Genomic DNA, 24,612 nt, shown 5'->3' with positions numbered 1-24,612 from the left:
GTTTTGCTGTTTTCGTGCAAAAAAAAGAGCGGGCTATCTTTTCGATAACCTGCTCTTGTTCTTGATTTTGGCCCTGCTCCTTAACTTAATGACATTGCCCGCGGAAGGTCTCTTTTTCTTTCGATTAGAACTTCATGCCTTGCAGAAGCGGCATGATGCTCTTGATCACCCCGTAGCCCATTTTCATCATCGGCATCGCCTTGTTCATAAATCCGAGGAATTCGCCGAATCCGAACCGGCCGCTGCCGGCCGCCGCGGCGCCGCTATCCGCGGCCCCTCCCGCTCCGGCCGGGAGCCCTCCGCCGAGCATAGAGCCCATCATGCCGGGCACGAAGGCGGACACTTTGGCTTTGCCCGTACGCCGCTTGGAAGAAGCGTTGCGCTTGAGCCGCGGGGCGGAAACGCGGCGCCCGGAAAGAACGAGCTGCCCTTCTTCCGCCCTCCGGACCCATCCTACGTAAGAAGCACCGTTCGCGAGCTCGACGACTACCGGTTTGCCTATGAACGGCTTGGCCGTCGCCTTCGTCCATTTGCTGTTAGCTGGCATGCTTGTATCACCTCGCTTCCGCGCTTCTTACATTGTATTCGGCGGCAGCGGATTCGCCCTTGCCATCCGCCTAACTCTCGTAACGATTCGGGGCTCCTTCGGGCAGGGTCAACCGCCGTCGGCGATCGTTCTCTGCTTTAGAATCAGCTCCTTATCCCATTTCACGCGGATGGAACGGGACGCGAATAAATCTTTATCGCACGGACACGGAACGCCATCGCGACGAGTAGGTGGCCGGCGTGTCACACGACTTGAAGACTCCCCTTTCTTCGATTATCGGTTACGCCCATATGATGGAGGCCGAAGCTTATACGTGGACGCAAGAGGAGGTTCGCTCGTTCGCCAAAGTCATCTTGGACAAATCGTATTATCTCGAAGGCTTGGCCAACGATCTGACGCTGACGTACCGCGCCCGGAGCGGCGGGGCGTCGCCTGCGCTGTCCGCGACAGAGGTCAACGCGTTCCTGGCCTCGGCGGTGAGGGAAGCGATCAACCATCCGGCGTACGATGCGGATCGGGTCCGCTTTCGAGCCTCGGATGGGCCCGCGTATATCGCGGCTTATGCGCCGTGGCTGCAACGCATCGTCGATAATCTCGTGGCCAACGCCCTCACCCATAACCGGGAAGGCACGACTTTGACGATATCGGTCAAGCCATCCGGTTCCTTCGTCTCGATCGATTTCGCGGACGACGGAGACGGTATGGACGAGGCGACGGCTTCGAGGCTATTCGAACGGTATTACCGCGGCGTCGATACCGACAGCCGCTCGGAAGGAACCGGGCTCGGTATGGCTGTCGCCAAGGCGCTGGCAGAATCGATGGACGGAACGATCGGCGTGAGCGCGTCCGTGGGACGGGGCACGACGATCCGCCTGGCTTTCCCGGCGATCGCCGGGACGGAGGAGACGATTTCCTAAGCCGCGTTCCGTCTTCCAACCCTTCCGCGAACGCATGAAGGTCAAGCTCCAGCTAGTCTGCATAATCGGTCAAGTCCCCTCATAGATTGAAGCATGGAATTATTAATGTGCAGAGGGGTGGATCGCATGCGTCGTCGAATTTCATGGATCGCTGCCGTAGTCGCCATGTTCTCGGTCGTTGTCCTGGCCGGGTGCGGAAGCAAAAATGCGGATTCGATCGTGAAGGACTTGGACAAGGTCGTAGGCAAAATGGAAAGTTACGAGGGAAGCGGTACGATGACCTTACATACAGGGCAGCAACCGCTCGAGTACAAGGTGGAGGTGTGGTATCAGAAACCGAAGCTGTACCGCATCGCCCTCACGAACGCCAAGAGAGACATAACGCAGATCGTTCTTCGCAACGACGAAGGCGTGTTCGTGCTCACGCCGCAGCTGAACAAGAGCTACCGGTTCCAAAGCGACTGGCCGGAAAACCAAGGCCAAGTGTACTTGTTCCAGACGCTCGCCCAGAGTATCATCCGAGACGACCAGCGCCAATTCGCGACGGAGAAAGACAACTACGTGTTCGACGTCATGGCCGGCAATTACCAGAACGGTTCGTTCGCCCGCCAGAAAATCTGGCTATCGCAGGACGACTTGGCTCCTAAGCAAGTCCAAGTGACGGATTCGAGCGGTCAAACGATGGTGGAAGTGAAGTTTGATTCCTTTGCCTTCGGCAAAAAATTCGACAAATCCGCGTTCGACATGGACAAGAACATGGGCATCGAGCCCAAAGCCAACGCCAAGCCTTCCGATTCGGCCGAAGGCAGCGCCAGCCCGGACGCATCCGCATCGCCGGACGCGACGGCAAGCGCATCGCCGGACGCGACGGCAAGCGCGTCTCCGGACCCGGACGCGACGGCGAGCGCCTCGCCCGGCGAAGACGACGAGACGAGCGCGATTCCGGAGCAATCGGCAGACGAGCCGGAAGCCGTCCCGTCGCTTGATCTCATCGAGCCGGATCCGGACGTGTTGCCGCAAGGCGTCAAGCTGATCGACAGGATGCCGGTGCAGCTCGGCGAGAACGAAGGCGAAATGTTGCGCTACTCCGGCGACTACGACTTCACGATCGTCGAATCGATCGCCAAAGACCGCGCGGTCACGCTAAGCGAAGGCATCTTGCTCGATCTTGGATTCACGGTTGCGCATCTCACGCAAGGGGAATCCAGCACGCTCGCTTGGACGTACGACGGCATCGAGTACAGACTCAGCAGCGCCGATCTTCCGCAAGAAGATATGGTGCGGATCGCGCAGTCGATGGAAGAGTCGTCCGGCAAGTAACGGGGAGCAGAAGGAGGCCGATCGGACGCGATCGGCCTCCTTTGCCGCTCGAACGGCGGGGCAGAAGGAAAAGGTTGGCTATCTGAATATCGTTGACAGTGCCACCCTATCCCGGTAACATTGATTTATTGTAGCAATCGCAGCAGGGTAGGTGAGTCTTTCGTGGACTGTTATTACCGGCCGACCGTGGCCGAGATTTCGCTCGACGCCCTCGCGCATAACATCGGGGCGTTCCGCGGGCGGATCGCCGCCGGCACGAAGCTGCTCGCTTCGGTCAAGGCGAACGGATACGGGCACGGCGCCGTCGAGATCGCCAAGGCGGCGGTCGCGGCGGGAGCGGATTATTTGGGCGTCGCTTTCCTGGACGAAGCGCTTCAACTGCGCGAGGCAGGAATCGCCGCTCCAATTTTAGTGCTCGGGTACACGCCTCCCGAAGGTTTGAGGATTGCCATGGACAACGGCATTACCGTAACGGCGTTCAGAGATGAGACTTTGGACGCGGCGGAGCGGCTGCCGACCGGAGGCAAGCGGTTAAAGGCGCACGTGAAAATCGATTCCGGGATGGCCCGGCTCGGCGTTATGCCCGGGGAAGCAGCGGAGCGGTTCCTGAAGCGGGCGTCCGGCATTCCGCAATTGGAAGTGGAAGGCCTATTCACCCACTTCGCGCGGGCGGACGAGAAAGACAAGGCGTATACGCGGATGCAGGCCGATCGATTCGGTTACGCCGTTCGCGCGGCGAAGCGGCTCGGCCTCGACATTCCGATCGTACACGCCGGCAATAGCGCGACCGGCATCGACCTGCCGGAAGACGTCGGCCAGATGCTTCGCCTCGGCATCGGCATGTACGGCCTGTATCCGAGCGACGAAGTAGATGCCGGACGGCTGGCGCTGAAGCCGGTACTCGGCTTGAAGACGCAAGTCGTGTATGTGAAGAGTCTTCCCGCGGGGGAAGGTATCGGTTACGGCACGAGATATTTCACCGGAGGCACCGAATCGATCGGCACGATTCCGATCGGTTACGCGGACGGCTATAGTCGGATGCTGAGCGGGAAAGCGGAAGCGCTCGTCCGCGGCCGCCGCGTGCCCGTCGTCGGCACGATCGCGATGGACCAATGCATGATCCGGCTTGACGGCGCCGTCGCTCCGGGGGAACCGCCTATCGCGCCTGGAGAAGAAGTCGTGCTTATCGGCCGGCAGGGCGACGAGGAAATCACCGCCGAAGAGGTCGCCGCATGGCTGGACACGCTCAACTACGAGGTGACGTGCATGGTCGCCGCGCGCGTGCCACGTAAGTTCCGGAAGAACGACGATGTCGTTCAAGTCGTCAACGCTCTCATTAGATAATAATGGAAATGGAAATTCCGCCCTGCAAGGCAGGAAAGAACGTCTTCCGTCTCGAATGGTTAGGAGCGGAGTTTTCGAAGGGACCGTCCGACTCTTTCTCGTATATTTATCGGCCGGCTCATGCATACTGGAAATTAAGGTGCTCGTTGGAAAATCTTTGGAGGTGTCCGTTCGGTGGCCAATTTACACAATACGAAACGCATAATGATCAGCCTTCCCGATCATTTGCTGCGCGAAGTCGATTTCGTCGTCGCGAAGGAAAACACGAACCGCAGCGAGATTGTCCGCCAAGCGATGAAACATTACCTGGTGGATCGCAAGAAGCGGCTGATTCGCGACGCGATGCAGCGCGGGTATTTGGAAATGGCTAAAATCAACTTGAACATGGCATCCGAAGCTTTCCACGCCGAAGAAGATGCCGAAAGCATCCTCGGACGGCTCGTAAGCGGGGTGTAGTCTTTGATCGTCAAACGCGGAGATGTGTTCTACGCGGATTTGTCGCCGGTCGTCGGATCGGAGCAAGGGGGAGTCCGTCCCGTGCTCGTCATTCAGAACGATATCGGCAACCGCTTCAGTCCGACGGTAATCGTGGCGGCCATCACGGCCCAAATCCAGAAGGCGAAGCTCCCGACCCACGTGGAGATCGAAGCGAAGACCCACGGGATGGAGCGGGATTCGGTCATTCTCCTGGAGCAGATCCGGACGATAGACAAGCAACGCTTGACGGACAAAATTACTCATTTGGACGACGACACCATGCGTAAGGTAGACGAATCCCTTCAGATCAGCGTAGGGTTAATCGACTTTTAAAACGATTTTCCGGACAGGTGCCGCTTTGCGGTCGCCTGTCGTTTTTGCGTCAATATCCGAATACATACGGAAGAGAGCGTGAACGATCGTGGCGGAATGGAAACAACGGTTGGAGAAGTATGCCGAACTCATCGTGCGCGTCGGCGTGAACATACAGAAGGGGCAAGAAGTATTCGTCATGGGCTCGGTCGAGATGGCCCCCCTCGTCAGGCTCGTCGCGGCCAAGGCTTACGAAGCGGGCGCGGCCAACGTGCACGTGGACTGGTCCGACGAGGGACTGACGCGGCTCAAGTACGAGAAGGCGGCGGACGACGTGTTCACCCGGTTTCCGGAATGGGAAACGGGCAAACGGAACGAGTTCGTGTCGAAGGGTGCGGCGTTCATCTCGATCGTCTCCCCGAACCCGGATTTGCTGAAGGGTATCGATTCGTCTCGCATCGGCAATTACCAGAAGGCGGCCGGTCAAGGGCTCGCCGAGTTCCGCAGGGCGATCCAAGCCGATAAAGTCAGTTGGACCGTCGTTGCGGCGTCGACGAAGGACTGGGCGACGAAAGTGTTCCCGGACAGCGAGTCTGAAGAAGCCGCGATCGCGCGCCTATGGGACGCGATCTTCCAATCCGTCAGGCTGAACGAGGCCGACCCGGTAGCCGCTTGGCAGCGTCATAACGAGACGCTTCACGCGAAGAGCGACTACTTGAACGAGAAGCGGTTCCGCAAGCTGCTCTATCGCGCGCCCGGCACGGAGCTGTCGGTCGAGCTGCCGGAGAAGCATATTTGGGTCGGAGCGAGCAGTACGAACGAGAACGGCTTCGATTTCATGGCGAACATGCCGACCGAAGAAGTGTTCACGGTGCCGCTGAAGACGGGCGTGAACGGGTACGTGTCGAGCACGAAGCCGCTTAGCCACGGCGGCAACATCATTGACGGCTTTAAGCTGACCTTCGAGAACGGCCGCATTGTCAATGCGGAAGCGAGCCAGGGCGAAGAGATTTTGCGTCAGCTCGTCGATACGGACGAAGGCGCGCACTACTTGGGCGAAGTGGCGCTCGTGCCTCACGAATCGCCGATCTCGCAATCGAACGTTCTGTTCTTCAACACGCTGTTCGACGAGAACGCTTCGAATCATCTGGCGATCGGAAGCGGCTACGCGTTTAACGTCGAAGGCGGCAAGACGATGTCCCAAGAGGAGCTCGCGGCTAGCGGCGTCAACACGAGCATCGTTCACGTCGACTTCATGATCGGTTCTTCGGAGATGGACATCGACGGCGTTCAGGACGACGGCACGGTCGTGCCGGTGTTCCGCAAAGGCAATTGGGCGTTCTGATCCGGCGGCTTGCGCTCCTCCACAGATCCGCGTTTCCCCGCAAGGGGAGCGCGGATCTTTTTCCATTTCCAAGGGCAATGCCGTTGATTTGAGCGACTCCGCTTGCTTTCCAGAGCCCGCAAACACCATAATATAGGAATGCGAACAAGCTACGGGAGGCGCGAAGGATGAGCGTTGGGGGAGAGACGGCCGCACCGGCCGCTAAAGAAAAAATGCTGAAAAGAATCGCGGGCGAGCTCGGCATCGGCGTCGGCCAAGTCCGGACGGTCGCCGCGTTGCTCGACGAAGGGAACACGATTCCGTTTATCGCGCGGTACCGCAAAGAGATGACCGGTGAGCTGGACGAGGTCCAACTGCGCGCTATCGACGATAGGCTGACGTATTTGAAAGGGCTCGAAGACCGCAAGGGCGAAGTCGTCCGCCTGATCGACGAGCAAGGCAAGCTGACGCCGGAGCTTCAGGCGGCGATCGAACGCGCCGAGAAGCTTCAGGAAGTCGAGGACCTGTACCGTCCGTACAGGCAGAAGCGCAAGACGCGGGCGAGCGTCGCCAAGGAACGGGGGCTCGAACCGCTTGCGATATGGCTGCTGTCCCAGCCTAGGCAAGGCGACCTGCTCGCGGAAGCGGGCAAATACGTCAATGCGGACAAAGGAGTGCAGACGCCGGAAGAAGCGATTCAAGGCGCTTCCGATATCGTGGCGGAAGGTTTCGCGGACGATGCCGACATTCGCCGCTGGGTACGGAAGTTCACATGGGATAACGGCGTTCTCTCGAGCAAGGCGAAAGACGCCAAGGCGGAATCGGTATACGAGATGTACTACAGCTATTCCGAGCCCGTGAAGAGATTGCCGCCCCATCGCGTTCTCGCGATCAACCGCGGCGAGCGCGAGGAAGTGCTCGGCGTATCGATCGACTTGGATGCCGCCCGCATCAACCAAGAGCTGAGCCGGCGCGCGATCAAGGGCCCGTCCGTCGCGAGCGGCGTGCTGTCGGCCGTAGCCGAAGACGCGTACAAGCGGTTGATCGCGCCCTCCATCGAGCGCGAGCTCCGCGGAGAATTGACGGAGAAAGCGGAAGAACACGCGATCGGCATCTTCTCCGAGAACTTGAGGAACCTGCTGCTGCAGCCGCCGGTGAAGGGAAGAGTCGTGCTCGGCGTCGACCCGGCATACCGGACGGGCTGCAAGCTGGCCGTCGTGGACGACACGGGCAAGCTGATGGAAGTCGCCGTGACGTATCCGACGCCGCCGCACAACAAGAAAGCGGAGGCTGAAGTCGTCTTCCGGCGCATCATCTCCCAGTACGGCGTCCAACTGGTCGTCATCGGCAACGGCACGGGCTCGAGGGAGTCCGAGCAATTCGTAGCGGATCTGATCAAAGCGATGCCTGAACGGAAGCTCCAATACTTGATCGTGAACGAAGCGGGAGCGAGCGTCTACTCGGCTTCCAAGCTCGCCGCGGAGGAATTCCCGGATCTCGACGTGTCCGAGCGCAGCGCCGTGTCGATCGCCCGTCGCCTGCAGGATCCGCTGGCGGAGCTCGTGAAGATCGAGCCTAAAGCGATCGGCGTCGGACAATATCAGCACGACGTCGCGCAGAAGCGGCTGGACGAGAGTCTGTCCGGCGTCGTCGAATCGGCCGTTAACCACGTCGGCGTGGACGTCAATACCGCTTCGCCTTCCTTGCTTTCTTACGTATCGGGCATTAACGCGACGCTTGCCAAGAACATCGTAAAGCAGCGCGAGGAGATCGGCAAATTCACCGAGCGCAAGCAGTTGCAGAAGGTGCCTCGCCTCGGAGCCAAAGCATACGAGCAATGCGCCGGGTTCCTGCGTATCGCCGATGGCGGCAATCCTCTCGACAAGACGCCGATCCATCCGGAATCGTACGAGGTCGTCGGGCGATTGTTCAAGGAACTGGGCCTCAACCCCAAAGACATCGGATCGGATTCGCTTAAGGAGCGGTTGAACGGAATTCGGCTAGAGGATGTGTCCGCGAAGCTGGGAGTCGGCGTACCGACGCTGCGCGACATCGTGGACAGCCTGCAGCGCCCGGGACGCGATCCGCGCGACGAACTGCCGCCTCCGATTTTCCATACGGACGTCCTGAACATCGACGACTTGCAAGCGGGAATGGAATTAAAAGGAACGGTGCGCAACGTCGTCGATTTCGGCGCGTTCGTGGACATCGGCATCAAGAACGACGGGCTCGTGCACATCTCGCAGATCAGCAACAAGTTCGTCAAGCATCCGACGGAAGTCGTCGCGGTAGGCGACACGGTGACCGTCTGGGTGCTCGGCGTCGACCAGAAGAAGGGCCGGGTCAGCCTGACGATGCGCAAGCCGTAACCAAGGCGCGGGCAATTCGAACGTCCAGGGGAAGCGACGACGCTTCCCCGGTTTTTATGACCTTTTCCGAAGAAAGAGCTTTCATTTTTCACTTGCCGAAGCTCGCCGTTTCCGATACAATTCAAGCAATTGGAGGCGATAAAATGAAGTCCGAGAAATGCGGCTCGCATCATCCCAAGTGGTTCGGCCTAGCCCTTCAGGCGCTCGTCATTTTGTCGAAGGACCGGATCCAGACTTGCCCGAGCGCGGAGCTTGCCGTCTACCTTCAATCGGAGGCGACGCTGCTTCGGCGCATTTTGGCGACTCTCGCCAAAGGCGGCATCCTGGAAACCCGCGAAGGTCGCGACGGCGGTTATCGGCTACGGAAAGATCCTTACGATCTGACCCTTGCCGAAGTGTATAGGGTTCTTCAAGTCGGGGATCCTTTGTGCATGGGTATTCAGGAGACGACCGGCAATCATCGGTTCGGCTTGGAGATGAACGCGATCTTCAGCGACATTACGGCGGAGATGGACCGTTCCTTGCTAGGGGTGCTGAATAACTACACCGTCGGACAGATCGCCGAACGGGCTCACGACTGCAAGGGAAAGCACGGAATCGACACCGCTCCCGACATGGAGAAACCGGGGAGTTGACATTGGTTTTCTTTTGGCATATACTGTGCATTAAGAATAACAGTTAGTCCTTTTTTTATTGCTCGTTACTGTGCCGAATATTACACAGATCATCGCAGGAAATGCTACGAATGAACTTTGACGAATCGTATGCGCAAGTCGGCAAGTCCTTTCCGTAAGCCGGATGGATTCGGTTTTAACTGTGTCAAAATAATCTCAGATTGTACATCGAAAGGGAGGATTTCCCATGTCCGAAACGTTAACGATCCAAAGCCCGTCTTTCTCCGAAGTCGCCCGCGCGCGCCGTTCGGTCAGAACCTATGATCCGAACTACACAATCTCCAAAGAAGAAATGACCGAATTGCTCGGCGATGCGGTGACCGCGCCTTCTTCCGCCAACCATCAGCCTTGGCGCTTCCTCGTCATCGATTCTCAACCTCTGAAGGAGAAGCTGCTTCCGATCGCGTACAACCAGCAGCAAGTCGTCGACGCGTCCGCCGTGATCGCGGTGCTCGGAGACCTCGAAAGCTACAGGAAGCTCGAGACGATTTTCGGACGCGCGGTCGAAGCCGGTTATATGCCCCAAGAGTCTGCCGACTCGTTCGTCGCCAACTACACGAAGATGTACACGTCCGTTCCTCCGGAAGTCATGAAGAAAATCGTGTACGTCGACGGCGGTCTCGTCTCCATGCAGATCATGCTGGCGGCTAAAGCGCGCGGACTCGACACCGTACCGATGGGCGGATACGACGCGGCGAAATTCGTCGAAGCGTTCGGCATCGGCGAGCGTTACGTGCCGGTCATGCTGATCGCGATCGGCAAAGCGGCGAAAGAAGGCCATCCTTCCATCCGACTGAACGTGGACGAAGTGACGAACTGGAACGAATTCACTTTGTAATCGGCTGGACGTTCGCGCGCCCAAGCAAAAAGGATCTTCCGCCCGGTCCGACGACGGGAGGGAAGATCCTTTTTATGTTGTCGTTATGTGGTCGAACTCAAGGGCGGGTCCCGGCGGATTCCTTCAATTTATCGGGCTTCGCCCGGTAATAATACCAGCATTCGTTCAGTAAACGGATTTGCCGGCGATCTTTTTTCTGGAATGCGGATATCAATTGGTTGCAGAGCCATTGGGGCATTCCAACGTCCTCCTCCCGTCGCATGCTGTATATTAGCATATGGGGATGGGCGGATGACCGTGCAGGTCCGAACGCGAAACGGTGTCAAAATAATGCGATTATTCGTCTACAGTAGCTCTTCTTCCTCATACCATTGCTCTAATTGGGCTTGCAAAGCGCGAATCTCGGTCAAGAGCGACACGAGCGGATAAGCGGCTTCCCGAACGGAGGCGAACGAACGCTCCAGCTCGTTGACGTAGTCGAGCCCGCCCGTCGGCGATTGCTTGTCGTCCAGCAGGTCGAGCGCGCGGCATTCCGCGATCGCTTTCGGCAGCTTCGGCACGTTGTCGGCGGTCAGCTTGGACAGCTCTTTATGAAGACGAAGATTCAAGGCGCTTAATTGGTACGCGTGAGATGCGGGCATCTCCACGAATCGAAGATCGCCATGTTCATCTTGAAGGATAATATAAGACATTTCCGGCATAAGTCGCTTTCTCCCCTCAACCATTTCTCACTTGACAGTGTAGCCCAACCGGAGACTACAATTCAAGTAGTCGGAAAACGAGGAGGAGGGTGCGCGTGAACGACTTGGAGCTGCAGCGATGGATCGAACGGGTATCGTTGCGGGATTTCGGACGTCCGTTCCTGCACCGGGCTTCGTTTAACGCGCGACTGCGCGCCACCGGAGGCCGATATTTCACGAAGAGCCATAATATCGAAATCAGTCCTCATCAGCTCGCGGTCCACGGCGAAGCGGAGACGGAAGCGATCATCAAGCACGAGCTTTGCCATTATCATCTGCATTTGCAACGCAAGGGATTCCAGCATCGCGACGCCGACTTCAAGCGGTTGCTCGCCGAAGTCGGCGCGACTCGGCATTGCAAGGCGTTGCCCGGGGCGGATTCGAGACGTCTTCCCGTTAAGTACTGGCTAGTCTGCCAGTCGTGCGGCATGCGATATCCGCGGAAGCGGAAGACAGATCCGCGGAAATACGCTTGCGGGAAATGCCGCGGGCGCTTGAAGCTGCTGCTCGCCGATCCGGCGGCGGAAGAGGCGCGTCTCTCGCTGGCCGTCGATCAGCGCTGAACGTCGGCTGCTTGCGGGAGGTGCGGAAGGTTCGCTTTCGCCTCGACCGACTGGTTATAAGCCGAAGGGTTCTTAGCGGTTGGTTTGCGGACGAACAAGGCGACGGCCAAGAAAGCGATAGCCAACATGGCGGCGGAGGAGCCGACGCTCGGCACGATATGGTGCGCGAAGTCGATCGGGGACCGGATCGCGTCGCCGGATTGGAAGATCATGCCGCCGATCGCGATGCCGAACACGCCGCCGAGCTCCCGCGTCGCGTTGCCGATGCCGCTCGCTTCTCCCGCCGCTTCGTCCGGGACGGACGAGATGAGGCCATGGGATAGCGGCGTGAAGCTGAGCCCCATTCCCGTTCCCGCAAGCATCATCGGTCCGAGCATCAGGACGAATGGAACATCGAACCCTCGGGAATCGATCAGGAGAGCGAACCAGGCGAGCGCGGCTGTCTGGAACAGAAGTCCCGCTAGCAGAACGGTCCGGTTGCCGAACCTGCTGATCGCGAACCCGGCAAGAGGGGCGGCGATCATCGTCATTGTCGTCCAAGCCATCTCGCGGACGCCGGCGCCGAGCGGAGAATTCCCTTGCGCTTGTTGCAGGAACAACGTCAGCAGGAAGATCGCCCCGAATACGCCCGCGTTCATCCAGAAGCCCGCTATCGTATAGAAGGCGTAATTGCGTTTGCGGAAAAATTCGAATCGTATGAGCGGATTCGCGCGCGTTCTCTCCCAGGCGTAGAACGCGGTAAGCAATAAAGCGCCCGCGGCCAACGGACCGTATACGCCGAACGTTCCCCATCCTTCGGCGTTGCCTCTCTCCAAGCCGTAGACGATGCCGAATAGCCCTGCCGTTAACGACAGCACTCCGATCGGATCCAGCGGCTTGCGCACCCCGCGCGTCTCTTCGAGCCAATTCAAGCCCAAGACGAAAGCGACGATGCCGACGGGAACGTTCACGTAGAAAATCATCTGCCAAGGCGCGCCTTCCATGATCAAGCCGCCGACCAGAGGTCCGACGCTTAGTCCGAGTCCGGATATGCCGGACCAGATGCCGAGCGCGGCGGCTCTCTTCTCCGGAGGAAACGCCGAGTTGACGAGCGTCAAGCTCAGCGGCACGACGGCCGCCCCGCCGACGCCCTGCAGCGCCCTGGAGAGGATGAGGGAGACGGACGAGTCGCTGAGGCCCGCCATCAGCGAGCCGAGCGTGAACACCGCGACGCCGGCCAAGAATACTTTTTTGCGGCCGATCGAATCACCCAGCACGCTGAATGGGATGAGCAGTACGGCGAAGGCGAGCGTGTAGGCGTTCATGAACCATTCGAGGTCGCCCATCGAAGCTCCGAGGTCTTTCTGAATGGAAGGCAGCGCCACTCCAAGCACGAGATTGTCGAGCATGGCCATGAAGAGGGCGATGCAGGTGACAAATAGCAGTCTGACGCGAGCGGGGGTGAACATGTGTAATCTCTCCTTTAATTTTATTTATCAATAAATAAATGAAAATCTCATAAACGCGGATATTGAGACAGCTTCGGCTGATTCGAAATTCGCTTGGGATTGACCATTGGATATTCACCTGCCTTGATAAATTATTTATTAATAAATAAATCAACTGTATGACTATACCTTGATTACTCAAGGTCGGACCATAAAGAAAGCTTCGGCATTTCCAATACTTCGGACAACGTGATGATCAGGCCGCAGGAAATAAAGGAGCTCGCTTCGCGTCCGGCATTGGGCACGCCGGCGTTAACGAAGCGTTCCTTGACTCTGTCGTAAATATCCGAGAAGCACTCTTTCGTGAATTGGCGCACGGCAGGCTCCGGCGTCGCGTATGCTTGCATCATAAGGAGCATTTCGTTCCGGTGAGTCGCGAGCAACGCATTGAATGCTTCGCCCATTCGGAATGCGAGCTGATCCGCGGGCGCGTCGACGGAGACGAAAGCGTTCCGCATGCGTCGGAAAGCCCGTTCCACCACGGCGAGATATAATTGCTCCTTCGATTTAAAGAAGTGAAAGACGTAAGGCTGCGTGACGCCGACAGCTTCCGCGACATGCGCGGTCGTCGTCTTATAGTAGCCTTGCGAAGCGAAGAGGGCGGCTGCGCTGTTCAGAATTTGTTCTTTGCGGTTCGCGACGGCTGCTTCGTCTTTGGGGCTCATGGGGTGCAACTCCTAGAAATCAATTTTATTTATTGATCAATAAATTAACATGAGGAGGAAATGATGTCAACCGTATTTTTCCATATCCTGTCCGGTTTTAGTGGCCCTTTATAGGTAGACAAAAAAGTTAACTCGAATGCTTGACTTCATTCTTGAACCATGATAAATTATTACTTGTCGCTTTTGAACATTCCCTGATAGCTCAGTTGGTAGAGCACTCGACTGTTAATCGAGTTGTCACAGGTTCGAGTCCTGTTCGGGGAGCCATGGAGAGATACCCAAGTGGCTCAAGGGGACCCTCTGCTAAGGGGTTAGACTGCGCAAGTGGTGCGAGGGTTCGAATCCCTCTCTCTCCGCCATCCATGCATTCAAACAGCCGACTTAAAGGAGCTTGCGGCAAGCCGTCGCGTAGCTCCTTTTGATTTCTTGAACGTCCTGTCCTGCCAGGCGGACGCCAAGAAAAGGAAACGAAATCGGCAAGTAATTGCTGAAAAAAGTACTTGCATCAGGCGATTGAATGAGATATAATCATAAATGTCGTCTGAAACGGACACCTCGCTGAAACGGGCTTGCTACATAGGAACGGCCCCTTGGTCAAGCGGTTAAGACACCTCCCTTTCACGGAGGTAACAGGGGTTCGAATCCCCTAGGGGTCACCATGCGAGCCATTAGCTCAGTTGGTAGAGCACCTGACTTTTAATCAGGGTGTCGAAGGTTCGAGTCCTTCATGGCTCACCAGTTTTACTCCGAATCGCAAGGAATTGCCGAATCGGACGATAATCGAATATGCGGTCGTGGCGGAATGGCAGACGCACCAGCTTGAGGGGCTGGCGGTAGCAATACCGTGGAGGTTCGAGTCCTCTCGACCGCACCATAATCGACAACGAACGAACTCTTGCTGAAGCAAGGGTTCTTTTTTATTTCCGGAGAAGTTGTTTTCTCGATGCGATCGGCTATCGTTGGTACGCGGCCGAGTTTGCTTGTCCGCATACTTATGTGCCGCTCAGATTAACTTAAGATTCGTTTAAGGAACATCCTCCATGATAGGGACATGACTTACATCGGGAGGATAAACCAAATGAAACATGACGACATGCACGAAGAGAACGCGATCAACGACGCCAACGAACCGGTTACCGTCTACGTATATGATTCGAGCAAGAGACCGGAGGACTTGCGGTCCTCCTACGAGAACGAGTTGGCCGCGAGCGAACCGGCCGAATGGACGCCTTCCGGAGATGGCAACCGCGGAAACGAACCCAAGCGCCCTTCGTTTCGGACGATGACGGCGACATTCTTGATCGGTGCCGTATTCGTAGGCGGCATGGCATTCGCTTCCGACCGCTACGATCTATTCGGCGGCTTCGGAGCCTCGGCAAGCGTAACCGCAAGTCCGGCGATCGAGGATTCGGGATTAAAGACCGCTTCCGTGAACGCGGCGGGCAGTTCGGCGTCCGTCTACGAGGCGGCCAATCCCGCGGTCGTAAAGATCGAGAATTACTCGGCGCCATCGGCTTCGGGCAGGAACGGGACGAATTTCTTGTTCGGAGGGCGCGGGGGCGGGATCGGGCAAGGGCAAGGTCAGACGACAAGCGAACCGGTACTCGCGGGAACGGGATCGGGCTTCTTCTATAGCGCCGATGGCTACATCCTGACGAACGAACACGTCATCGCGGACGCATCGGAGCTTAAAGTGACGGTGCAAGGTTACGATCAGCCGCTTACCGCGAAGGTCGTAGGCTCCAGCGCGGATCTCGACTTGGCGGTATTGAAGGTGGAGAGCCCCGACGGCAAAGCGTTTCCGAAGCTGACGCTCGGCGATTCCAACGAGGCGAAGATCGGAGATTGGGTGATCGCCATCGGTAATCCTTACGGCTTCGACCATACGATGACGATGGGCGTACTCAGCGCGAAAGAACGTCCCATTACGATTTCGGACGAGGAAGGCGAACACGAATATAAGCATTTGCTGCAGACGGACGCTTCGATCAACTCGGGCAATTCCGGCGGTCCGCTGCTGAACGACAAGGGCGAGGTGATCGGCATTAACACGGCGGTTAACGCGGAAGCCCAGGGCATCGGATTCGCGATTCCGACGTCGACGATCAAAGAAGCGCTCGGCGGACTGACGGGCAACGGTACGCAATCATAAATAAGTATTTCTTCGAAGGGCCCTTGCGATGCAAGGGTCCTTCGTTATGCGGCGCCGAACGGCGAGATCAATTCTTGGCGTGCTGTTTCGGCGTGCGGCCGTACGTTCGCTTGAACATCCGGATAAAATAACTCGTCTCCATACCGAGCAGCTCCGCGACTTTCTCGACGGAAATGCCGGGCTGCTCTTGAAATAATTGAACGGAGCGCCGCATGCGAAGACGCAGTAAATATTGCTGTGGCGTCGTGCCGTATGCCGCGACGAACAACCGGTGGAAGTGCTGGACGGAATAGCCGGCCGCCCTCGCGACGTTGGCGGTCAGCAGCTTCTCGTTGTAATGGTCGTGCATGAGCCGTACGGCGGTCGCGAGCGCGGCGTTCGGCTCGGAAGAAGCGGATGCTTTGGCCATCCGTTCGACGGATCGTTGGTCTTCCATGACGCTAAGCGCGATCCCGTACATTTTTTTCGAAGATTCCCAATAGGCCTGGTCTTCGTTGAGGCTGATCAGGTGCCACAGCGACTCGAGCTGCTGCCAAAGCCGGTCGAAGTCGGCCGCCTGCAGGACGGAGAGCACGAGCTTGCCCATTTGCTCGAGGAGAAGGGGGGAGGCGTTGCCGCGGAAAGCGACGAAGCCGAGATCCCATGGCGAATCCGCGTCGTCGGGGAAGTATTCGTGGGGGACGTCCGCCGGCAAGATGAACAAGGTGCCTGGCGTCATCGTGAATTGCCGTCCGTCCCGCAGACGGAAAGCGCCTCGGCCGCTTCTCGTCAAAAAAATTTGTTGCGCGGGATAACCTTCTCGCCTATCGAGGCGTTTCTGTTCGTGATTGCCGACGCAATAGACGTAGAGCGGTAAGGCGTCTTCGAGATTCGCGAGCTCGGCCACAACGAACGGCATCATCGGGATTCGCCTCCATGTTACTATCGTACGATTTTTCGATTCTTCTGTTCTACTAGTATAGAGGACATGTTGATTATGATCAAAGCGGAAGCAGATAATAAGCAGAGAATAAGTCGACTTTGTCGAAGAGGAGCGTTCCCCCTTGAATAATAACGGATCGATCAGCGAGAAACTGCCCGTCCTGATGCACGGCGCCGACTATAATCCCGATCAATGGCTCGACTCGCCGAGCGTCTTGGAAGATGACATTCGGTTAATGAAACTCGCCGGCTGCAACGTCATGTCGATCGGCATCTTTTCCTGGGCGGCTTTGGAGCCGGAAGAAGGAGTTTTTACATTCGAATGGATGGACCGGTTGCTCGAGCGGTTCGCGAATAACGGTATTTACGCTTGGCTGGCGACGCCGAGCGGCGCCCGGCCGGCGTGGATGTCCGCCCGATATCCCGAAGTCAGGCGCGTGGAAGCGAATCGGGTGCGCAATCTACACGGGATGCGGCACAACCATTGTTATACGTCGCCGGTCTACCGCGAGAAGACGGCGAAGCTGAACGGTTTGCTCGCCGAACGGTACGCGAACCACCCGGCCGTAATCGGTTGGCATATTTCCAACGAATTCGGAGGAGACTGCCACTGCGATTATTGCCAGGAAGCGTTCCGCGACTGGCTCCGAAGCAAGTACGGCACGCTGGACGAATTGAATCGCTCTTGGTGGGCGTCGTTCTGGGCGCATACCTACACCGATTGGAAGCAGATCGAATCGCCTGCGCCGCACGGGGAATTCGCCGTTCACGGGCATAATCTCGACTGGCGCAGGTTCGTCACCGACCGGACCGTCGACTTCTGCCGCCACGAAATCGAAGCCGTTCGCGGTGCGAATCCGAGTCTCCCCGTCACGACCAATATGCATATGATCGAAGGGCTCGACTACCGCAAGTTCGCGGACGTGCTGGACGTCATTTCCTGGGATGCCTACCCGACTTGGCACGAACGTTCCGACGATACCCGCTTGGCGGCGGAAATGGCGTTCTATCACGATTTGTTCCGATCCATCAAAGGAAAGCCCTTCTTGCTTATGGAAAGCACGCCGAGCCAGACCAATTGGCAACCGGTAAGCAAGTTGAAGCAGCCGGGCATGCATATGCTGTCTTCGCTTCAGGCGGTCGCCCACGGCTCCGACTCGGTCCAATACTTCCAATGGAGGAAAAGCAGAGGCTCGAGCGAGAAGTTCCACGGCGCCGTCGTCGACCATGTCGGGCATGAGCATACGCGGGTGTTCCGCGACGTAGCGGAATTGGGCGCTGCGCTTAGCGGGTTGTCGGAAGTGGCCGGCGCTGCGACCGTTGCGGAAGTCGCGATCCTGTTCGATTGGGACAACCGCTGGGCGGTCAAGGACGCGCAAGGCCCACGCAACATGGGTATCCATTACGAAGAGACGGTATACGCGCACCATCGGGCGTTCTGGCAAAACGGCGTCGCGACCGACGTGATCGGCTCGGCCGACGATTTCGGCAAGTATAAGCTCATCGTCGCGCCGATGCTGTACATGTGCGGCGAGGAAGCGGGAGCGAGGTTGGAAAAGTTCGTGGAGCGGGGAGGTGTCCTCGTCTCGACGTATTGGTCGGGCATCGTCGACGAGCGCGATTTGTGCCATCTGGGCGGATTCCCCGGGCCGCTGCGCAAGACGTTGGGCGTATGGGCGGAGGAAATCGAAGGCTTATACGATCATGATCGCAACGGAATCGTCCTTGCCGAGGGGAATCCGCTCGGTCTGTCCGGCGAGTACGAGGCTCGGGAGATCTGCGAACTCGTACACTCGGAAGGCGCCGAAGTTCTCGCTTCTTACGCGGAGAGCTTCTACGCCGGGCGTCCGGCCCTTACGCTGAACGCGTTGGGAGAAGGGAAGGCCTATTACATGGCGACGAGACTGGGAGACGACTTCCTATCCGACTTCTACTCGAAGCTTATCGTTGAAATCGGACTGCGCCGCGCCGTCGAAACGAAGCTTCCCGCGGGCGTGACCGCGCAGGCGAGGACGAACGGCGTCGACGATTTCGTGTTCGTCATGAACTTCGGCGGACGGGAGCAACCCGTGGAGCTGGACGGCAGAGCTTACATCGACGCGATAACGGGAGAAGTCGCGGGGAATCGCATTACGCTAGGCATGAACGGCGTTCGGGTATTGAAACGGAGAGCGAACGGATAAGTCGATTCGAAGCGAAGGAGGGCGGCGAAAGCCGTCTTTTTTTTGCTCTCTGAAAATATCGTTGGGAAAAATAGAAAAATATGTTGACGTCCGTTGTCGGACGTTCTATAATCAAGTCATATCAAAGAAATACAAACTTTAACAGTTCGACGCGAACGACTAGATTTCCTCTATGTCTAGTAGAAGGAAGGAATGGCAATGAACCCCCTTAACGAGATTATGTCTACTGAAGAAGCATCGAGAATGTGGGGCGTCCATCAAGATCATGTGAAAAGGTTGTGCCGGGAGGGCAAAGTCAAATGCCGGAAGTTCGGCAAGACTTACATCCTTCAGAAGAGTCAACCGAAGCCGGGTCTGAAACGAGCGGCAATGTAAGTTCACAAGACAACGAGAAGGGACTCGCTTAGATGGTCTACGATGGCATCATCATCGGATTGATCGTCGGTTGGATCCGCGCCGGTTGGCGCAACGGACTGATCGCGATCTCGCAAATCCGCATTCGGGGCGGCTGGATTTTTCCCTTGTTGCTTCTAGCCCAACTCGGTCTTTACTCATTGCACGATCGCATTCGGTTTGTCGAAGACTATAACGGTTATATGTTTATGGTCGTCTACGTCGCAGGTTTGTGCATGCTGTTGCTTAATCGGCGGGAAAAGGGATTCTGGTGGATATTCGCCGGCGTCGCCCTTAACTTCGCCGTCATGATCGCCAACGGAGGCAAGATGCCGGTATCGCTCGACGCGATCTCGGTCATCGATCCGGGAGCGGCCGGAGCTTTAAGCGACGAGATGATCTCGACGAAACACGAAGTGCTCACGAGCGACACGGTTCTTCCGTTCCTGGGAGACATTATCCCGCTGACGCTGCCTTATCCGAGAAATCTGGTCATCAGCATCGGGGACGTCATCATGAACTTCGGCATCTTTATCTACTTGCAGCATGCGTTGCTGGCAAGCAAGCTCAAAGCGGAACATCCTTTGTCACGACAAAATAACATAACCAATTAAAAAAACGATGAGGAGATTGATCTTAAATGAAAAAACTCGAAGGAATCAAAATTTCTCGCATTGTTATCAATGCCGTAATCGTTGCTTCTGTTGTTATCGCACTGACTTCCGGATACAAAATCGGCTAATTAAATTAATTTAAATACCTAATCAGAGAGGATAAATTCAAATGAAAAAACTCGAAGGAATCAAAATTTCCCGCATTGTTATCAATGCCGTAATCGTTGCTTCCGTTGTTGTCGCACTGACTTCCGGATACAAAATCGGCTAATTAAACCCTAAATAGGAGAGGAAAATTACATATGAAAAAATTCGAAGGAATCAAAGTTTCCCGCATCGTATTCAATGCTGTAATCGTCGCGTCCATCGTGATCGCGCTCACGTCGGGCTATAAGATCGGATAAGCCAATCATCCAAGGGGAACAGTAAAAGCTGTTTCCCTTAAAAATTTTTAAAGAGACAAGGAAGGGTTGGAAGGGACTATGAAAGGCACTCTAAGATTCTTCTCGCGTTTTCGTCAACCTCGGAATGCCTACGTGTTGATCGTTTGTCTTCTCGGATCATTGCTATTCTCGCTCTATTCTAATACGACGTTTCAGCATTTTTCCTTGTCCCAGTGGGTTACGATCTACTCGATGATCGCTGCTGTCCTTATTTTGGAACATTTTACTTTCCAGCTTCCTCCCGAAGGCAACCGTCAGTCGATGGATTCCTCCATCTACTTGGCTGCTCTTTTTGTGTTTGGAGTCGGGCAATCCATGTTTATCCTTTTGGTTAGTTGTTTGATCTCTCTCGTATATAATCGCTCGATTCTATGGTGGAAACATACGCTTAACTTCTCGATATATACTTTCATGATTGCCGGAGCCAGTTTGACGTTCAAATTATTCGGCGGGATTACCGGGCAATTCGATATCGATAATTTAGCCGCGTATTCGCTCGCGCTTGCCGTTTACTTCACGATAAACGTTTTGTTCGTAGGGATTTACTATTACTTGATGTACAAAGGAACTTTATATGAATTCGTAAAAAATATTTTGCAAGACACGATATTCGCATATATGGGAACTTTGCTGCTGTCGATCGTACTGGTTCTGCTAATTAACGGGAGCCGTTCGTTCGGCCTGTTTTTGTTCCTTGCCATAGGAATGCTACTCTCTCATGCGTTTCGACAATTGTTCAGAATGTATTACGAGATGAGCGAGAAGGCGAACTTGGACCAACGTACGGGGCTCTATAGCCATAGTTTCTTCGAGGAAAAGCTGGATGAGTTTATTCGGCAATCGAACGAATCCGGGCCCCCAATTTCCCTCGTCATGTTGGACGTGGACGACTTCAAGAAATACAACGACGAGTTTGGCCATCCGCAAGGCGACCGGTTGCTCGGCTTCATCGGCAAGATGATCAAGGAGGCATGCGAGCCTAAAGGGTTTTTCGCCGCCCGTTACGGCGGAGAGGAATTCTCGATCATTATGCCGGGGTTCGCGATCGGCGAAGCCAAATCTTTCATGGACGCCCTCCGGAAAAAGACGAACGATACGCCTTTCGACGGAGTGGACGTTTTTCCGCACGGTTGCGTTTCCTTCTCCGCGGGAATCGTGGAAATCCGGCAGGAGAGCTTCGACAAGTCCCAATGGATCGACTGGGCGGACCGAGCGCTCTACATGGCCAAGTCGAAAGGGAAAAATACGGTCGTGTTGTTCGGCGACGAAGTACATCTTCCGAGAAGCCTCGAACAGGACATCAACGAGTTGGAGCAGCAGATTCGCATTTTCCTGTCGAAAGACGTGTATACGTACAAGCATTCGAAGCGCGTCTTCTCTTATGCCGTGGACATGGCCGATATTCTCGGCTTGAACGAAGAAGACCGGCGGCTGCTCGTGCTCGGGGCCCTCGTTCACGACGTCGGCAAGTTGGAGATTCCCCGCGACATTTTAAACAAAAAAACGAGGTTATCGCAGGAAGAATGGGAGATCGTAAAGAAACATGTGTTATGGGGCAAAGAGTTCATGCTCGTCTCCGAAAAATTCAAGGATCTGGTACCGCTCGTCGAGCTTCATCATGAGCGCTACGACGGCAAAGGATACCCCCACGGCTTGAAAGGAACGGCGATTCCCCGCTTGGCGAGGCTTCTCTGCGTAATCGATTCGTTCGACGCGATGACGACGGAAAGGCCGTATCAGAAAACGAAATCTTACCGCGAGGCGATCGAGGAACTGCGCGCATGCCGAGGAACTCAATTCGATCCGTTGCTTGCGGATCATTTTATCGGATATATCGAAACCAAGCTTGTTCATATTGATTCCGCAAGGCTTGCCGCAAGCGAAGCGGCCGCGAGCACGGACGAAGCGTAGAAAATTCTCGAATCCATCGTCAACTATACTTCCGACAAGGTGATGAACATCAACAACCCCTACAATAGAGACGGTTATAAGATGCTCGTACTGGATTCGATATTGAATTTGTCCTCGGATGCCATTTACGTGATCGACCTGCAAGGCAAGGTGTTGGAAGCGAACAAGAGATTCGAGGAATTGCACGGCTGGAAGCGGGGAGAGGTGATCGGGCGGGAAATTCCGCAGACGCCTCAAGATAGAATCGAAGCGCGGGACTACTTCAACCGGATCTTACAGGGAGAGCAAGTGACCGTCATGGAAGCGTTGAAGACGACGAAAAGCGGAAGTACCTTCTATGCGGACGTCACGGTCGCGCAAGTGCACGACGAATCGGGCTGGTTGATCGGATTCGTCATCATCGAACGGGACATCACCGATCGGAAGAAAGCCGACGAGCGGCTCAGACAAAGCGAGGAAAGATATCGGGTTCTGGTGGAATGTTCGCCGGAACCTATTGTCGTCTATCAGAATTCCGCGATTGCTTTCGTGAATCCGGCGGCCGTCAAGTTGATCGGCGCCGACAGCGCGGACCAATTAATCGGCCTTCACGTGACGCCTTTCCTACACCCCGACGATATCGATGGATTATACGATATTCTGAATGGCGCGAAGGAAGGCCAGTCTCATGAGAGAAGATTGATCCGAACCGACGGAGAAGTGTTGTACGTCGAGCTTCAGGCCGTGTCGATCGATTTCCTCGGCATTCCTTCGACTCAGTTGCTATTCCGCGATATGACCGACCGCAAACGCGCGGAGCTCGAATTGGCGGCTAGGGAGAAAGAATTCAGCCGTATTCTGAAGCTGTCGCCGGAGCCGATCTTGCTTTATCGGGCAGGGAAAGTCACTTTCGTCAACGATCAGGCGATTCGCTTGCTCCGAGGGACGAGCGATGCGGATTTCGTCGGTCTTTCGATGATCGGTTTCTTCTGCGAAAGCAACTATTCCATTATTAAAGAAAGAATGGATAAGGTCATTCAAAGCGACGGTTACATGGAGTTCATCGATTTGAAGCTGAAACCGATCGTCGGCGACTTGATCGACGTGGAAGTGTCTTCGATCTGCGTGCACAGGAACGGCCTCGATTCGGTCGTGCAGGTCGTCATTAGGGATTTGACCGAGCGGAAGAAGACCGAAGACATAATCCGCAGATCGGATAAGCTGTCGATCGCCGGGGAACTCGCGGCGGGAGTCGCGCACGAAATTCGCAATCCGCTCACCGCGTTGAGGGGATTTATGCAACTGTTGAAAGCCAAAGACACGGAGTACGTCGATATCATGCTGATGGAAATCGATCGGATCAGCTATATCGTGAACGAATTCATTGGGTTGGCGAAGCCTCAGGCGTTGCATTTCGTGCAAAGCGATCTTCGCTCGTTGATCGGTTCCGTCATTCAGTTCATGCAACCGCAAGCGTTGCTGTACAACGTAGATATGCGAATGAGCGCGGAGTGGCCGATCGCGTCGGTCATGTGCGAGCCGAATCAAATCAAGCAAGTGTTCATGAACGTATTGAAAAACGCGATCGAAGCGATGCCTAACGGCGGACAAATCGAAGTCGTCGTCTCCATGGATCCGGACGGAAACGCGATTACTCGTATTTCCGACGAAGGCGTTGGCATTCCGCAAGACCGGCTGGAGCGGATCGGAGAGCCATTCTTTTCTTTAAAAGAATCAGGTACGGGGCTTGGCCTGATGGTTTGCCATCGGATCATCGAAGCACACCGCGGCCAACTCGTAATCTCCAGCATCGTGAACGTAGGCACGACGCTGGAGATTCTGTTGCCGACCGTCATGAGTCATTGAATGGAAATGTCATATTTTTCTTGTTGCATTCAGTGGCGAGCCTATGGTAAATTGTAATTCCTGCCGCGGACGACAACGTCGAACGCCTTCGAAAAACGTCGAGTATCGTCGAATTTGGAAGAAATTGAGGGTTGCGAACTTGGCGGGGATGCGGTAAGATTTAATTCCTGCTTCGGAAACGGAGCGGACGAGTAATAAAGAGATTCAAGAATTGTTCTTTGAAAACTGAACATTGAGCGTAAGAAACAAACAATCGTCGAAGTCGACTTTCGAGTCGGCGGAGACAAACCAGCAGTGAATGAGCCTCAAAAGGCTCTGTAATAAGAAGCTTCGGCTTCAACTATTATGGAGAGTTTGATCCTGGCTCAGGACGAACGCTGGCGGCGTGCCTAATACATGCAAGTCGAGCGGATCTTCTCCTTCGGGAGAAGGTTAGCGGCGGACGGGTGAGTAACACGTAGGCAACCTGCCCTTAAGATCGGGATAACATTCGGAAACGAATGCTAAGACCGGATAAATAAGCCGATCGCATGGTGGGCTTAGGAAACACGGTGCAAGCTGTGGCTTAGGGAT

Annotated in this window: 22 protein-coding genes, 5 tRNA genes and 1 rRNA gene; 22 read left to right on the top strand and 6 right to left on the bottom strand. The window is 55.8% G+C overall.

The features are described 5' to 3' along the window. Positions 1–124: 124 nt before the first annotated feature. The gene (locus tag ACFPPD_RS15360; protein WP_209751312.1) at positions 125–547 is read right to left on the bottom strand and encodes a hypothetical protein; all 423 of its coding nucleotides are present in this window, start codon (positions 545–547) and stop codon (positions 125–127) included. A gap of 239 nt (positions 548–786) precedes the next feature. Here ACFPPD_RS15360 and ACFPPD_RS15355 point away from each other — a divergent pair, with 239 nt between their 5' ends. The 9 genes from ACFPPD_RS15355 to ACFPPD_RS15315 all read left to right on the top strand — a co-directional run bounded on the left by ACFPPD_RS15355 (position 787) and on the right by ACFPPD_RS15315 (position 10,122). Next, positions 787–1,464: a sensor histidine kinase gene (locus tag ACFPPD_RS15355; RefSeq protein ID WP_209751314.1), complete on the top strand. Its 678-nt coding sequence runs from the start codon at positions 787–789 to the stop codon at positions 1,462–1,464. A gap of 126 nt (positions 1,465–1,590) precedes the next feature. Beyond that, positions 1,591–2,784: a DUF4367 domain-containing protein gene (locus tag ACFPPD_RS15350; RefSeq protein ID WP_209751316.1), complete on the top strand. Its 1,194-nt coding sequence runs from the start codon at positions 1,591–1,593 to the stop codon at positions 2,782–2,784. Positions 2,785–2,946: 162 nt separating this feature from the next. Beyond that, a complete protein-coding gene (gene alr / locus ACFPPD_RS15345) occupies positions 2,947–4,128 on the top strand; it encodes an alanine racemase (RefSeq protein ID WP_209751318.1) in 1,182 nt (393 codons plus the stop codon). A gap of 174 nt (positions 4,129–4,302) precedes the next feature. Continuing rightward, the gene (locus tag ACFPPD_RS15340; RefSeq protein WP_378082587.1) at positions 4,303–4,584 is read left to right on the top strand and encodes a CopG family ribbon-helix-helix protein; all 282 of its coding nucleotides are present in this window, start codon (positions 4,303–4,305) and stop codon (positions 4,582–4,584) included. A 3-nt stretch (positions 4,585–4,587) separates the two neighbouring features. Beyond that, entirely contained in the window at positions 4,588–4,938 is a 351-nt protein-coding gene (locus tag ACFPPD_RS15335; RefSeq protein WP_209751320.1) for a type II toxin-antitoxin system PemK/MazF family toxin, read from the top strand. Positions 4,939–5,026: 88 nt separating this feature from the next. Further along, on the top strand, positions 5,027–6,262 hold the full coding sequence (locus ACFPPD_RS15330; RefSeq protein ID WP_209751321.1) for an aminopeptidase: 1,236 nt from the start codon (positions 5,027–5,029) through the stop codon (positions 6,260–6,262). Positions 6,263–6,429: 167 nt separating this feature from the next. Then, positions 6,430–8,610 carry a Tex family protein gene (locus tag ACFPPD_RS15325; protein ID WP_209751322.1) on the top strand — a complete coding sequence of 727 codons (2,181 nt, stop codon included), beginning with the start codon at positions 6,430–6,432 and terminating at the stop codon, positions 8,608–8,610. Between the two features lie 143 nt (positions 8,611–8,753). Beyond that, the gene (locus ACFPPD_RS15320) at positions 8,754–9,245 is read left to right on the top strand and encodes an RrF2 family transcriptional regulator (RefSeq protein WP_209751323.1); all 492 of its coding nucleotides are present in this window, start codon (positions 8,754–8,756) and stop codon (positions 9,243–9,245) included. 226 nt (positions 9,246–9,471) lie between these two features. Next, positions 9,472–10,122, top strand: coding sequence for a nitroreductase family protein (locus tag ACFPPD_RS15315; protein ID WP_209751324.1), 651 nt, complete (start codon positions 9,472–9,474; stop codon positions 10,120–10,122). Between the two features lie 97 nt (positions 10,123–10,219). Here ACFPPD_RS15315 and cmpA read toward each other — a convergent pair whose 3' ends face one another. Continuing rightward, the gene (gene cmpA, locus ACFPPD_RS15310) at positions 10,220–10,360 is read right to left on the bottom strand and encodes a cortex morphogenetic protein CmpA (RefSeq protein WP_209751325.1); all 141 of its coding nucleotides are present in this window, start codon (positions 10,358–10,360) and stop codon (positions 10,220–10,222) included. Between the two features lie 106 nt (positions 10,361–10,466). Further along, a complete protein-coding gene (locus ACFPPD_RS15305) occupies positions 10,467–10,823 on the bottom strand; it encodes a hydrolase/acyltransferase (RefSeq protein ID WP_209751326.1) in 357 nt (118 codons plus the stop codon). 95 nt (positions 10,824–10,918) lie between these two features. On the opposite strand from ACFPPD_RS15305, the gene ACFPPD_RS15300 reads away from it, so the two are divergent. After that, positions 10,919–11,425, top strand: a complete 507-nt coding sequence (locus tag ACFPPD_RS15300) for a SprT family protein (RefSeq protein ID WP_209751327.1) — start codon at positions 10,919–10,921, stop codon at positions 11,423–11,425. On the opposite strand, the gene ACFPPD_RS15295 is transcribed toward ACFPPD_RS15300, so the two are convergent. Together ACFPPD_RS15295 and ACFPPD_RS15290 are read right to left on the bottom strand one after the other, a co-directional pair. Next, positions 11,416–12,873, bottom strand: coding sequence for an MFS transporter (locus ACFPPD_RS15295; protein ID WP_209751329.1), 1,458 nt, complete (start codon positions 12,871–12,873; stop codon positions 11,416–11,418). The genes ACFPPD_RS15300 and ACFPPD_RS15295 overlap by 10 nt on opposite strands. Before the next feature lie 173 nt (positions 12,874–13,046). Then, positions 13,047–13,577: a TetR/AcrR family transcriptional regulator gene (locus ACFPPD_RS15290; RefSeq protein WP_209751330.1), complete on the bottom strand. Its 531-nt coding sequence runs from the start codon at positions 13,575–13,577 to the stop codon at positions 13,047–13,049. Between the two features lie 191 nt (positions 13,578–13,768). On the opposite strand from ACFPPD_RS15290, the gene ACFPPD_RS15285 reads away from it, so the two are divergent. The 6 genes from ACFPPD_RS15285 to ACFPPD_RS15260 all read left to right on the top strand — a co-directional run bounded on the left by ACFPPD_RS15285 (position 13,769) and on the right by ACFPPD_RS15260 (position 15,729). After that, positions 13,769–13,844, top strand: a tRNA-Asn gene (locus tag ACFPPD_RS15285). Between the two features lies 1 nt (position 13,845). Beyond that, a tRNA-Ser gene (locus ACFPPD_RS15280) sits at positions 13,846–13,936 on the top strand. 225 nt (positions 13,937–14,161) lie between these two features. Beyond that, positions 14,162–14,236: transfer RNA gene (locus tag ACFPPD_RS15275), tRNA-Glu, on the top strand. Positions 14,237–14,239: 3 nt separating this feature from the next. After that, a tRNA-Lys gene (locus ACFPPD_RS15270) sits at positions 14,240–14,315 on the top strand. Positions 14,316–14,365: 50 nt separating this feature from the next. Then, positions 14,366–14,451: transfer RNA gene (locus ACFPPD_RS15265), tRNA-Leu, on the top strand. A 204-nt stretch (positions 14,452–14,655) separates the two neighbouring features. Then, complete coding sequence (locus tag ACFPPD_RS15260; protein ID WP_209751332.1) at positions 14,656–15,729, top strand: S1C family serine protease; 1,074 nt, start codon at positions 14,656–14,658, stop codon at positions 15,727–15,729. A 67-nt stretch (positions 15,730–15,796) separates the two neighbouring features. Here the strand turns inward: ACFPPD_RS15260 and ACFPPD_RS15255 are convergent, their stop codons facing one another. Then, positions 15,797–16,630 carry a helix-turn-helix transcriptional regulator gene (locus ACFPPD_RS15255; RefSeq protein WP_209751334.1) on the bottom strand — a complete coding sequence of 278 codons (834 nt, stop codon included), beginning with the start codon at positions 16,628–16,630 and terminating at the stop codon, positions 15,797–15,799. Between the two features lie 184 nt (positions 16,631–16,814). On the opposite strand from ACFPPD_RS15255, the gene ACFPPD_RS15250 reads away from it, so the two are divergent. The 6 genes from ACFPPD_RS15250 to ACFPPD_RS15225 all read left to right on the top strand — a co-directional run. Further along, a complete protein-coding gene (locus tag ACFPPD_RS15250; RefSeq protein WP_378082589.1) occupies positions 16,815–18,833 on the top strand; it encodes a beta-galactosidase in 2,019 nt (672 codons plus the stop codon). A gap of 192 nt (positions 18,834–19,025) precedes the next feature. Further along, on the top strand, positions 19,026–19,208 hold the full coding sequence (locus ACFPPD_RS15245) for a helix-turn-helix domain-containing protein (RefSeq protein WP_378082583.1): 183 nt from the start codon (positions 19,026–19,028) through the stop codon (positions 19,206–19,208). 32 nt (positions 19,209–19,240) lie between these two features. Beyond that, positions 19,241–19,840, top strand: a complete 600-nt coding sequence (locus ACFPPD_RS15240) for a DUF5317 domain-containing protein (protein WP_209751339.1) — start codon at positions 19,241–19,243, stop codon at positions 19,838–19,840. Positions 19,841–20,598: 758 nt separating this feature from the next. Continuing rightward, the gene (locus ACFPPD_RS15235; RefSeq protein ID WP_378082582.1) at positions 20,599–22,194 is read left to right on the top strand and encodes a bifunctional diguanylate cyclase/phosphohydrolase; all 1,596 of its coding nucleotides are present in this window, start codon (positions 20,599–20,601) and stop codon (positions 22,192–22,194) included. Positions 22,195–22,236: 42 nt separating this feature from the next. Beyond that, on the top strand, positions 22,237–24,039 hold the full coding sequence (locus tag ACFPPD_RS15230) for a PAS domain S-box protein (protein WP_209751343.1): 1,803 nt from the start codon (positions 22,237–22,239) through the stop codon (positions 24,037–24,039). A gap of 342 nt (positions 24,040–24,381) precedes the next feature. Next, a 16S ribosomal RNA gene (locus tag ACFPPD_RS15225) occupies positions 24,382–24,612 on the top strand; the annotation flags it as partial.

Source organism: Cohnella suwonensis (assembly GCF_042655365.1).
GTDB lineage: Bacteria > Bacillota > Bacilli > Paenibacillales > Paenibacillaceae > Cohnella > Cohnella suwonensis.
Note: the sequence above shows the minus strand (reverse complement) of the source record. Positions and strands in the feature narration are given on the sequence as shown.